Annotated in this window: 9 protein-coding genes; all 9 read left to right on the forward strand. The window is 27.3% G+C overall.

Annotated elements, in window-relative coordinates; genetic code table 11:
• On the forward strand, nucleotides 1–1,866 hold a 1,866-nt coding region (glgB, locus tag Q4A58_RS03210), incomplete at its 5' end, for a 1,4-alpha-glucan branching protein GlgB (protein ID WP_303116529.1).
• 57 nt (nucleotides 1,867–1,923) lie between these two features.
• The gene (locus Q4A58_RS03215) at nucleotides 1,924–3,099 is read left to right on the forward strand and encodes a glucose-1-phosphate adenylyltransferase (RefSeq protein WP_303116531.1); all 1,176 of its coding nucleotides are present in this window, start codon (nucleotides 1,924–1,926) and stop codon (nucleotides 3,097–3,099) included.
• A 12-nt stretch (nucleotides 3,100–3,111) separates the two neighbouring features.
• Nucleotides 3,112–4,218 (forward strand): glucose-1-phosphate adenylyltransferase subunit GlgD, encoded by a 1,107-nt coding sequence (glgD, locus tag Q4A58_RS03220; protein WP_303116532.1) that lies wholly within the window; start codon nucleotides 3,112–3,114, stop codon nucleotides 4,216–4,218.
• 29 nt (nucleotides 4,219–4,247) lie between these two features.
• Nucleotides 4,248–5,681 carry a glycogen synthase GlgA gene (gene glgA / locus Q4A58_RS03225; RefSeq protein WP_303116534.1) on the forward strand — a complete coding sequence of 478 codons (1,434 nt, stop codon included), beginning with the start codon at nucleotides 4,248–4,250 and terminating at the stop codon, nucleotides 5,679–5,681.
• Between the two features lie 24 nt (nucleotides 5,682–5,705).
• Nucleotides 5,706–8,093, forward strand: a complete 2,388-nt coding sequence (locus tag Q4A58_RS03230; protein WP_303116535.1) for a glycogen/starch/alpha-glucan phosphorylase — start codon at nucleotides 5,706–5,708, stop codon at nucleotides 8,091–8,093.
• 70 nt (nucleotides 8,094–8,163) lie between these two features.
• On the forward strand, nucleotides 8,164–8,895 hold the full coding sequence (locus Q4A58_RS03235) for a hypothetical protein (protein WP_303116537.1): 732 nt from the start codon (nucleotides 8,164–8,166) through the stop codon (nucleotides 8,893–8,895).
• A 21-nt stretch (nucleotides 8,896–8,916) separates the two neighbouring features.
• Nucleotides 8,917–10,695 (forward strand): GH3 auxin-responsive promoter family protein, encoded by a 1,779-nt coding sequence (locus tag Q4A58_RS03240; RefSeq protein WP_303116538.1) that lies wholly within the window; start codon nucleotides 8,917–8,919, stop codon nucleotides 10,693–10,695.
• Complete coding sequence (locus Q4A58_RS03245; protein WP_303116539.1) at nucleotides 10,655–11,974, forward strand: radical SAM protein; 1,320 nt, start codon at nucleotides 10,655–10,657, stop codon at nucleotides 11,972–11,974. Before Q4A58_RS03240 ends, Q4A58_RS03245 begins: the two co-directional genes overlap by 41 nt.
• A gap of 31 nt (nucleotides 11,975–12,005) precedes the next feature.
• The gene (locus Q4A58_RS03250) at nucleotides 12,006–13,325 is read left to right on the forward strand and encodes a radical SAM protein (RefSeq protein ID WP_303116540.1); all 1,320 of its coding nucleotides are present in this window, start codon (nucleotides 12,006–12,008) and stop codon (nucleotides 13,323–13,325) included.
• Nucleotides 13,326–13,335 lie beyond the last annotated feature (10 nt).

The raw sequence follows: 13,335 nt of genomic DNA on the forward strand, positions 1-13,335 counted from the left end.
ATGCAAAAAAGAAGTAAAACTGAATGGGCAGAATACTTTTTTCATGAAGGAACAAACTATAAAGCTTTTGATTATTTAGGCTCTTTTTTAAAAAAGAATAAATGTACTTTTAGAGTATGGGCCCCGAATGCTAAAAAGGTTTATGTAACTGGAGAGTTTTGTAATTGGCAAGCCTATAAATATGAAGCAAAAAAAATAAATAAAAATGGTCTTTATGAATGTGAAATAAATAATGTAAAATTATTCGATTCATACAAGTATGTAATTGTGACTAAAAGTGGTAAAGTACTTTATAAATCAGATCCTTATGCTAAACACTTTGAAACAAGACCTGGAACTTCTTCAAAAGTTTATAATATCCCTAAATATAAGTGGAATGATAAAAACTGGATGAAAAATCGAGAAGTTCCATATAACAAACCTATGAATATATATGAAGTTCATTTGGGTTCATGGAAAAGAAAAAAAAATGGAGATTTTTATAATTATAGAGAATTAGCAAAGGAACTTATTAGTTATGTAAAAAAGATGAATTATACTCATATAGAAGTTTTACCCATATCAGAATATCCATTTGATAAATCTTGGGGTTATCAGGTGACTGGTTATTTTGCTCCTACCTCAAGATATGGCTTACCAGAAGATTTTATGTATTTTGTTGATGAATGTCATAAAAATAATATAGGAGTAATACTTGATTGGGTTCCTGGTCATTTTCCGAAAGATGAATCTGGTCTTTGCGAATTTGATGGCTCATATTTATATGAATATTCTTCAGAAAAAAAAATGGAGCATAAAGAATGGGGAACAAGAATTTTTGACTATGGAAAAAAAGAAGTTTTATCATTTCTAATTTCTAATGCAAGTTATTGGATAGAAAAATACCATGTAGATGCTTTGAGAGTTGATGCAGTTTCTTCAATGATATATTTAAACTATAATAGAAAAGATGGAGAATGGGAAGCAAATAAGTATGGTGGATGTGAAAATTTAGAGGCTATAGAATTTTTAAAAAAATTAAATAGCTATATAAATAAAACATATAAGGGTGCTTTTATGATAGCAGAAGAATCTACCGCTTGGCCTAAAGTTAGTCATCCTGTAGAAGAAGGAGGCTTAGGTTTTAATTTTAAATGGAATATGGGGTGGATGAATGATAGTTTGAAATATCATTCACAAGATCCTTATTTTAGAAAGGGTATACATAATAATATGACTTTCTCAATGACTTATGCTTTTTCAGAAAAATATATTTTACCTCTTTCACATGATGAAGTAGTACATGGGAAAAAATCTATTTTAAATAGGGCTACAGTTGAATATGAAAAAAAATTTCCGAGTTTAAGAGCTTTTTTGGCGTATATGTATGCACATCCAGGAAAGAAGTTGACTTTTATGGGTATAGATATAGCACAATTTATAGAATGGAATGAAGAAAAATCTCTTGATTGGTTACTTCTTGATTATCCTAATCATAATTTACATAATAAATTCATAAAGGAAATGAATAAAATTTATTATAAAACAGAAAGTTTATGGGAAAATGATTTTTGTTGGGAAGGTTTTCAATGGAATACAGTGGATGACACAAAAAATAATGTTTTTGCTTTTAGTAGATATGATAAAAAAGGGAATGACTTACTTGTTATAAGTAATTTTTCTTCTCAAGAGCTAAAAAAATACAAAATTGGTGTAAATAAAAGAGGAAATTATAAGATTCTTTTAAATACTGATGCTAAAAAATTTGGAGGAAATGGCTTGATTAATAGAAATATTTGTACAATTGAAGAAAGTTGGAATGGCTTTACTTTTCATATAGAACTTAATATTCCAGCATTTTCAACAATTTATTTAATAAAAAAATAATAGTTACGTAGTAATGCTTTCATATTTTAGTATATTAAAGAAAGGGGATAAACTGGTATGAGATTAAAAAAAGAAATTGTTGCAATGTTATTAGCTGGTGGTCAAGGAACGCGTCTTCAAATTTTAACTAAAAATATGGCAAAACCAGCTGTACCTTTTGGTGGAAAATATAGGATTATAGATTTTCCACTTTCAAATTGTGTTAATTCTAGTATCTCAACTGTTGGAGTATTAACTCAATTTATGCCATTGGAACTAAATTCCTATATGGGTAATGGCTCTCCATGGGATTTGGACAGAATGTATGGTGGTCTTTCAATATTGCCACCTTATACAGGTGGAGAAAGTGGAGATTGGTATAAGGGAACATCCAATGCTATATATCAAAATTTAAATTATATTGAACAATATTCACCAGAATATGTTTTAATTCTATCTGGAGATCACATTTATAAAATGAATTATAATGAAATGTTAAAATTTCACAAAAAAAATGATGCAGACCTTACTATTGCATATATTGATGTTAATCTTGAAGAAGCCTCAAGGTTTGGTATATTAAATACTTATAATGATTTATCAATAAGTGAATTTGTAGAAAAACCTAAAAAACCTATTTCTACAAAAGCTTCTATGGGAATATATATATTCAAGTGGGGAGAATTAAAAAAATATCTTATAAAATGTGAAGAGATGGAAGGTACTAGCTACGACTTTGGAAAAGATATAATTCCTATGATGTTAAAAGAAGGGAAAAAATTATTTGCTTATCCGTTTAAAGGATATTGGAAAGACGTTGGGACAATAGAAAGTTTATGGCAAGCAAATATGGACTTACTTCATAATGTAGAAGGACTTAACATCTATGATCCTCTTTGGAGAATATATTGTAGACACTATGAATCTATACCACAGTATATAGGAAAGAAAGCAAAATTATCTAATTCTATGATTTCTGAAGGTAGCTCTATAAAGGGAGCAGTTATAGACTCAGTTATTTCATCAGGCGTATATGTTGAAGAAGGAGCTGAAATCTATAACAGTGTAGTGATGAAAAATGCTCATATAAGTGCTAATGTTAAAATTTATAATTCTATTATAGCTGAAGATGCTTTTATTAAAAGTGGTGCCATAGTTGGTCATGAAAAAATAGAGCTTGGAAAAGATATGATTACAGTTGTAGGGCATAAAGATATAATAGAAGAAAATCAAATTATTAAAAAAGAAATATAGGAGGTAGGAAAGATGAATGCGTTTTGTATATTGTTTGCTGACAGCTTTAGAAACTATAGCATAGGTGGTTTTATAAAAAATAGAACTCTTGCTTCCCTGCCAATAGCATGTAGATATAGAACAGTTGATTTTATTCTTTCAAATTTAGTGAGAGCAAATGTTCCTAATATAGGGATTTTAACTACAAATAATTATAACTCACTGATGGATCATGTGGGCTGGGGAAAAGACTGGGATTTGAATAGAAAAAATAGCGGTCTTAAAATATTACCCCCTTTGGCTATATCTAACACAGGTTTATCAAAAACTAAGTTTGAGGCTTTAAATAATGCCCTACCTTATATAAATTCAATGCTTCAAGACTATTGTATTTTAACTGATTCAAATATTATATGTAACATTGATTTTAAAGATATGCTAGAATTTCATGAAAATACAAATGCTGATTTTACAGTTGCATATGTAAAAAGAAAACCTATGCCTGAAGAAAATGAAATGATTGTAGATCAAAGAAATAGAGTTTATTCTTCTCTTTATCACCAATATGGAGCGGATTATGAATGTAATACATTGGTAAAAATAATTTTAATGCATAAAGATATATTAAAAGATATAATTTTAAAGGGTACTTCTTATGGATGGGAAGATTTAGTAAAGGATTATATTTCTAAAAATTATAATAAACTAAATGTATATGCTTATGAAATAAAAGGCTATACTGCAGTTATAGATACCTTAAGTAATTACTATAATTTTAATATGGATCTATTAAATGAAGATATTAGTAGAGAAATTTTTCTTTCAGATACTGAAATTTTAACAAGAGTAAAAGACAGTGCACCTACATTTTATGGTACAAAGTCAGAAATAATTAATTCTATGTTTGCGGATGGATGTCGTATATATGGAAAAGTTGAAAACTCTCTTATATCAAGAGATGTTATAGTAGAAGAAGGGGCAGAAGTTAAAAATTCTATACTTATGTCAGGAACAGTTGTAAAATCTGGTGCAAAATTAGATTATGTTATAACAGATAAATTAGCACTGATAACTGAAGATAAAATACTTAAAGGAGATGTAAATTGTCAATTTACAGTACCAAAAAATAAAGTTATTTAAAAACATACTTTATCTGTGGGGTGATGGAAGTGAAAATTTTATTTATAGCTGCTGAATGTTCGCCTTTTATTAAAACTGGTGGACTGGGAGATGTGATTGGTTCTCTCCCTAAGGCTTTAAATAGAGAAAAAACTGATACTAGAGTAGTTTTACCACTATATTCTAATATAGATAGAAAAAAATATAAAATAAAATTTTTAAAAAATATATTTATAACATTGGGTTGGAGAAATCTTTATTGTGGCATATTTGAAGCAAAATTAAATGGAGTAAAATATTACTTTATTGATAATGAACAATATTTTAATCGTTCCAAAATTTATGGAGAGTATGATGATGCTGAAAGATTTGCTTTTTTCTCAAAAGCAGCGATAGAAATAATACCTTATATTAATTTTAAACCAGATTTGATAAATGCTAATGATTGGCATACAGCTTTATCAATAGTTTATTTAAGCATACTAAAAAATAAGAGATATGAATTTTATTCAGCAATGAAATCAGTGCTTTCAATACATAATATTGAATTTCAAGGAAGATTCAGTAAAGAGTTACTAGTGAGTTTATTTGGAATTGAAAAGAAGTATCACAATAGTTTATTATATGACAATGATGTAAATTTATTAAAAGGTGGAATCCAACTTGCAGATAGAGTAAACACAGTAAGTGAAACTTATGCAGTAGAACTTTTAGATACTTATTTTTCATTTGGTATGGATAGAATTTTAAAAATAGAGAAATGGAAGCTAAGAGGCATAGTCAATGGAATAGATCATCAACAATTTAATCCTGAAAAAGATAAAAATATTTATCATAACTATTCTAAAAGAAACTATAAAGAAAAAATAGAAAATAAATTAAAGCTACAAGAAGAACTTGGGCTTGAAATAAATCAGGAAATTCCTATAATAAGTATGGTAACAAGATTAACAGATCAAAAGGGGATAAATTTGGTGCTAGAAGTAGCAGAACAAATTCTTAATATGGGGACTCAACTTATAATTCTAGGAACTGGAGATAGTTATTATGAAAATAGACTAAAAGAATTTGAATTTTGGAGACACGATAGAGCAAGAGCTCTTATAATGTTTTCAAATGAAATATCTTCTAAGATATACGCAGCTTCAGATATATATTTAATGCCATCTAAATCTGAACCTTGCGGTCTTTCACAACTAATAGCTATGAGATATGGAACTATTCCTATAGTCAATAGAGTTGGAGGTTTAAGAGATACAGTTGAACCTTTTAATACAGAAGAAAAAACAGGGAATGGCTTTACATTTGAATCTTTTAATGCGTATGATATGTTATATGCAATAAGAAGGGCATTAAATGTCTACTATTATGATAAAGCTTCATGGAATAAAATAATAAAAAATGCTATGAGCTATAATTCAAAATGGAAGAATTCTGCTCAGCAATATTTAAAAATGTATAAGGAAGTAGTAACAGATAAATAAAAAAAGCAGGAGGAAAATATTTAAATGAGTAGTTTTACAGAAAGCATAAAAAAATATCTTGAGACAAGATTTGGAAATTCAATAGAAGAAGCTAATGAGAGGCAATTATATCAAACTTTGATGATGGTTACTAGAGATAGATTATCTGAAATGAGATATGAATATAATAAAAAATTAAAAGATAGTGAACAAAAACAGGCTTATTATATGTCGATGGAATTTTTAGTTGGGAGAACACTTAGAAATAATTTATTTAATTTAGGTTTAGAAGAAGAAGTAAAGGATCTATTATATGAAAAAGGAATGAGTATAGATAAGATTTATAATATGGAACCAGATCCTGGTCTTGGAAATGGAGGATTAGGAAGATTAGCCTCTTGTTATATGGATGCTTGGACAAGTCAGGATTATCCTGTAACAGGTTTTTCAATTTTATATGAATTTGGAATTTTTAAACAAGCCATTCAAAATGGATGGCAACAAGAATATCCTGATAATTGGTTGGAATACGGCTCATATGGTTTAACTCACAGAAAAGACGAGGATGTGGAAATTAAATTTTATGGAAAAACAACAGAAACATGGACAAAGAATGGTTTAAAAATAAAATATCAAGATTATACATCTATAATAGCAGAACCTTATGATCTTATGATTTCAGGTTATAAAACAGACTCAGTAAATGTGCTAAGACTTTGGAAAGCAAAAGCAAATTCTAGTTTTAATATGAAATTATTTGAAAGAGGGGAATATGCAAAATCTATGGAGGCTGATGCTATAGCAACCTCTATTTCTAAACTATTATATCCAGCAGATGATAATGATAATGGAAAAGCACTTAGAATAAAGCAACAATATTTCTTTACAAGTGCTTCATTACAGCAAATAGTGAAAAATCATTTTAAAGTTCATGGAACTTTAGACAACTTTGCAGATAAAGTTGCTATTCATATAAATGATACTCACCCTGCAATGTGTATACCAGAACTTATGAGAATTTTAATGGATGAATATTCTTACTCATGGGAGGCAGCTTGGGAGATAACTACCAAAACTTTTGCTTATACAAATCATACTATAATGGCAGAAGCATTAGAAAAGTGGTCAATAAATCTTTTTGAACCTATTTTACCTAGAATTTATACAATAATAAAAGAAATTAATAGTAGATTTTGTAAATATTGTTATGAAAAAGGTGCAGCAGCTGATATTGAAACAATGGCAATCATTCACCATGGTATGATAAGAATGGCCAATTTATGTATAATTTCTAGTTACAATGTAAATGGAGTTTCAAAGCTTCATTCTGATATCTTAGTCAAGGATACTTTTAGAGATTTTAATAATATATTTCCAGGAAGATTCAATAATGTTACAAATGGAATAGCACATAGAAGATGGATAGGTCAGTCTAACCCAGAGTTGACAAGCTATTTAACAGATTTATTAAAAGTTAATTTTTTAAACGATTTATCAACCATTGAAGAGCTTATGAAGTTCAAAGACGATAAAACTGTTATAGAGGAACTTAATAAAATAAAAGATATTAAAAAATCTCAACTGGCAAAATATATTAAGAATTCAATAGGAATAAATGTAGATATTAACTCAATTTTTGATATACAGGTTAAAAGATTACATGAATATAAAAGGCAATTATTAAATGCACTGCATATAATTTATCTTTATAGAGAGATAAAATTTAATGCCTTAAGACCACAACCAAGAACATTTATTTTTGGAGCAAAAGCTTCATCTGGCTATGTTATGGCAAAGAATATAATCAAATTAATTTGCTCTTTGTCCGATATGATAGAGGCAGATCCTTTGGTTAGAAACTATATAAAAGTAATATTTTTAGAGGATTATAGAGTTACTCTTGCTGAAATGATAATTCCAGCTGCAAATATAAGTGAGCAGATATCACAGGCTGGAAAAGAAGCATCAGGAACAGGAAATATGAAATTTATGCTAAATGGAGCTCTTACACTAGGGACAATGGATGGAGCTAATGTTGAAATTTATGGAGCTGTTGGTGAAGAAAACATATTTATTTTTGGCTTAAGTACTCCAGAGGTAAAAAAATTATCTATGGAAGGTTATAAGCCTTATGAGTATTATAATTTTATTCCAGAAATAAAGAACACTTTGGATTTTATGAGAACAATTGATGGAAATGGAACTAGTTTTAATAATATAGTTGACTATTTGATCAACCATGACCCTTATATGTGTCTTGCAGATTTTAAAGCATATATAGATAAACAAAAAGAAGTAGCACAAGTTTATCAAGATAAAATTAAATGGGGACAAATGAGCCTAATAAATACAGCAAAATCAGGTATTTTTTCTGCTGACAGAGCAAGCTCTGAATATGTAAATAATATATGGAAAATAGATAAAGTTAAATAATAAACTTATAAGTTGACACTCTCCTTATTTTGTTATACGATGTTTGAAAAAAGGAGAGTGTTTTATTTTTATGATTAGTAAATGTAAGATTTTATCTATTCAGGAAATAAAAAATGATAAAAAAATTATAAATAAAATGTATACTCTAATGACAGATCATTATGAAAATATAAATATAGATAAGTTTATAAAAGATCTCTATATTAAAGATAATATTTTTTTAGTTTATTCTTCTGAAGAATTAATAGGTTTTTCAACTTTAAAAAAGATAAAAATAAGTTTAGAAGAAGAAAATGAAACTATAATAGGGTTATTTTCAGGAGATACAATAATTAAAAAGGGGTTTTCTTGGAGTATTAGTTTTCAAAAAGAATGGATAAAATTTTGCTTAGAAGAAAGTGAAAAAAATAATCTATTGAATATAAAGACATACTGGTTTCTTATTTCCAAGGGAATAAAAACATATATGTATCTACCAACTTATTTTAAAAACTATTCTCCTAAATTAGGTGTTATTGAAAGTAAAAAAGAGAAGAAAATTAAAGAATTATATGGACAAAAACTCTATGCTAATAGGTATGATATGAAGAGTGGAGTAATTAGAAATGATAGTAGTAATGACTATTTAAAAGAGAATGTTGTAAGTATAAACTCTAAACAGCAATTAAATAGAGACATACAATTTTTTATTTCTAAAAATCCTAATTATAAAGAAGGAGATGAACTAGTTTGTTTAGCAGAACTTTCTTATGAAAACTTAACTAATTTAGGAAAAAGAGTAGTTAAAAATTTAAAATTATAAAGTATTTATATAGGAGGACTTTTGAATATAAAATATAGACTATTAAATAAATTATTTATATTTTTATGTAAGAAATATCATAGAAAATTCTTCAATTCAACTGTAGATATCAAAAAAATTCAAAAAAAAATTTTATTTGATATAATAATGAAAAATAGAAAAACTAAATATCTGGAGCAATTTTCTGTTTCTGATATTTTAAAAGATGATGATTTTTTAAAAGAATTTCAAAAGAGAGTCCCTATAGTTGATTATATAGATTTAGAGATTTTTATTGAAAGAATTAAAAATGGGGAAAAAAATATACTATTTGTTGATGATATAAAGCTTTTTGAATTGACTAGTGGTAGTACAACAGCAACTAAATACATACCTTATACAGACAGTTTTTTAAAAACTTATACTTCTGCTGTCTATGTTTGGCTCTATGATTTATATGAAAATAATAAAGGTCTGTATAAAGGAAGCGTATATTGGTCGCTTTCTCCTATGTTGAAGAGAGAAAGAAGTACAAAGGGCAATATAAAAGTTGGAATAGAAGACGACACCTCATATTTTAGTAAATTTTCCAGTTATATTCTCAATAAAATTTTTGTAGTACCTAAGGAAATAAAAAATATTGAAAATATAGAAGATTTTTTATTATTAACATCAGTATTTTTACTTTTAGCAAAAAAGCTTACAATGATTTCTATATGGAGTCCAAGTTTTTTATTAATTTTATTTGATTTTATAGCTAAAAATAAAATAAAAATATTAAAGTTACTAGAAGAAAAAAACTTAGAGGATGTAAAATTTAAAGATAGTAATATAGGAGATAAAAATTATTTCAAAAGTATTAAAAAGAAATATAAAAAAAATTGGAGTAAAGAGAGAGTAGAGTTTCTAAAAATAAATTTATTATCCAAAGAAAACAACTTAAATTTTTCAGAAATATGGAAAAATTTAAAAATAATAAGTTGTTGGACGGATTCAAGCTCTTTTGAGTTCTTTATTAAATTAAAAGAAAAATTTCCTCAAGTAAAATTTCAGGGTAAGGGCTTAATGTCTACAGAGTGTATACTAAGCTTTCCTCTAACAAAAATATCTAAGGGTAGTATAATAGCTTATAATTCCTTTTTTTATGAATTTATAGAAATAGGTTCTAGTTTTCATAAAAATGAGAAAAGTATAAAACTTTTACAGGAGTTAGAATTAGGGAAACAATATATTGTAATTGTAACTACAAGTGCTGGACTTTATAGGTATAATACAAATGATGTAATAGAGGTTGTAGATTTTTATGAGGGTATAGCACTTATAAAATTTATAGGTAGAAATAATAAATTTTCAGATATAGTTGGTGAGAAATTAGAATCCTCTTTTGTTGAAAAACAACTAGAAAAACTTTTTAAAGAATTAAATATAGATAGAGAATTTAATTTATTTGCACCAACAAGTTTGAAGTCTAATTATAATAATAAGAAAATAATATTCTATACTTTATTTCTAGAGTTAAAAAATAAAAATATAGAAAGAGATAAATTGAAACTTTTAGAAGATAAAATTAATTTATATTTATGTGAGGCATACCACTATAATTATGCTTTAGAATTAAAACAATTAGAAAGAGCTAGAATTTTTTTAATAGAAGAAAAAAATGCATTAAAAATATATATGAAAGAAAAATTAAAAACACAAAAATTAGGAGATATTAAATTTCAAATCTTAGATAATAGATTTGGTTGGGAAAGAAAATTTAAGGGAGGATTTATTTCTGATGAAAATAGCTTTTTTAGCTCCAGCAGGAGCAATGTATAGATTTAACGGAACTTTTAAAAAAGCTCTACACTATGCTCCACTTACCCTAACAACGCTTGCAGCTTATACACCTGAGGATGTAGAAGTGGAAATTTTTGATGAAACGATTGAAAAAATCCCTTTGGATTTGGATGCTGATGTTGTTGTTATGACCTCAATCACGGGAACTGCAGAAAGAGTCTATAGATTTGCAAATTATTTCAGGAAAAAGGGTAAAAAAGTTGTTTTAGGAGGACCACATCCTACACTTTGTCCTGAGGAAGCCATAATTTACTGTGATAGTGTTATAATTGGAAGATCCGAAAGTCTTTTTACGAAGGTAGTAGAAGATATGAAGCAAAATAAGTTAAAAAAATTTTATGTTCAAGAGAATAATAGTTTAGAAAATTTAAAATTTCCTAAAAGAAATATATTAAAAAAAGAAAGATATGTTTCAATAAATAGTATAGAAGCGACTAAGGGATGTACTCTTGATTGTAGCTTTTGCGTGGGAAAAGCACTTTATCCAACTTTTTTAAAAAGACCTGTTTTAGAAGTAATAAGAGAAATAGAAACATTTGAGAAAAAAGAAGTATTGTTTATTGACTTAAATTTAATTGCAGATAGAGAATATGCAAAAAAATTATTTACGGAACTTAAACCGTTAAAAAAATGGTGGTTTGGACTTGCAACCTCTAATCTTGTACATGATGATGAACTTATAAAATTAATGGCTGACAGTGGCTGTAAGGGGCTATTGATTGGATTTGAAGCTATGACAAAAGAATCTTTAAAAGCTATGAATAAAGGTGTAAATTTATTAGCAGATTATCATTTATTAATGAAAAAATTACATTCTTTTGATATAGCAGTAAATGGAACATTTACTTTTGGTTCCGATGGAGATGATAAAGATGTTTTTAAAAGAACAGTTGAGGAAGTAATTAAAATGAAGGTCGATTTACCTAGATATTCAATATTGACTCCTTTTCCCAAAACAAAGTTATATGAAGAGCTGGAGAACGAAGGCAGAATATTTGAGAGAAATTGGGCTATGTACGATGTTCAACACAGTGTATTTCACCCTAAAAATATGACTGCTAAAGAATTACAAGATGGAGCAATATATGCCTGGCGAGAAACATATAAATTTAGCTCTATATTTAAAAGAATTGCTAGATTTTCTATTATAGCACCCATTCTATTGAACACCAATTTAGGATATAGACATTATGCTGATAAATTAGAAGATTTTAATTATGAGAAAATGACTGATAACTCTGATATTCCAATTTTATAAAATATATATTTTTACTATGAAGGATATGACTATGAAAATAATGTTAGTATTAGCTAAAGATAATGTATATAAATTTGAGCCTACATATTTTAAAAAATACTATGCACAGATAACTTTAATAACATTAGAATCTTTAATTAACAAGGAGAAGTATGATGCTAAAATATTTTTGATAGATGAAGGAGCAGATAAATATGATGCTACTTCCGATAAATATCAAAATGAAAAATTTGATTTAGTATGTATTTCTTCTGTTATATCTGCTTCAAGAAGAGCAAAAGAAATTGGAAAATTTTGGAAGGAAAGGGGAGCACACACGCTTATAGGAGGTCATTATGCAACTGCATTAAAAGAAGAGGCATTGGAGTTTTTTGACACTGTGATAGTTGGAGCAGCAGAGATAGCTTTTCCAAATTTTTTGGAAGATTTATATAATGGAAATCCTAAGAGAGAATACTTTGAACCAGTAAATGAAAATTATGAATATAAACCTTTAAATAGAAAACTATTAAAGAGTAGAAGATACTTTTTAAGTTACGGTACAATTGTTGCTAATAATGGTTGTAATAACAGGTGTACATACTGCTCAGTTACAAGAATGTTTAGAGGAAAAAATGATTTAAGGAATATAGATTATATTATAGAAGAAATAAAAAGGAATAGGTATAGGGAATGGATATTCTACGATCCAAATATATTATCCGATAGAGAATATAGTGTAAAACTATTAAGCGAATTAAAAAAATTAAAAATTAAGTGGTCTGCCTCTGCGACAATAAATGTGGGTAATGATAAAGAGTTTTTATCTTTGATGAAGGAATCAGGGTGTATTGGATTAGTAATAGGTTTAGAAAGTTTTGTACAAGAAAATCTAAATGATGTGAACAAAGCTTTCAATAAAGTTAAAGAATATAAAAGATTAGTTAAGACAATACAGAGTTATGGTATATCAATACTTGCTACGATAATGATAGGTATGGATACAGATACTGTTGAATCCATTAGAAGAATACCAGATATTGTTGAGGATATAGGGGTAGACATACCTAGATATAGTGTTTTAACTCCATATCCAGGAACCCCTTTTTATGAACAACTAGAAAAGGAAAAAAGACTACTTACAAAAGATTGGTATTATTATGATACTGAAACAGTTGTATTTAAACCTAAAAATATGTCCTATGAAACTTTACAACAGGAGTTTTATAAGCTTTGGATTGAATCTTTTACTTTTAAAAGAATTTTAAAAAGAGTAAAAAATTCAAAAAATAAAGGCATCAAGTTAATTGCTGAAGTTTTCTTTAGACAACATGCACGCAAATTTTTAAAATACGAAAAAATATATTTTTAATGTTTTCAAA

The organism is Fusobacterium sp., assembly GCF_030528405.1.
Taxonomy (GTDB): Bacteria; Fusobacteriota; Fusobacteriia; order Fusobacteriales; family Fusobacteriaceae; genus Fusobacterium.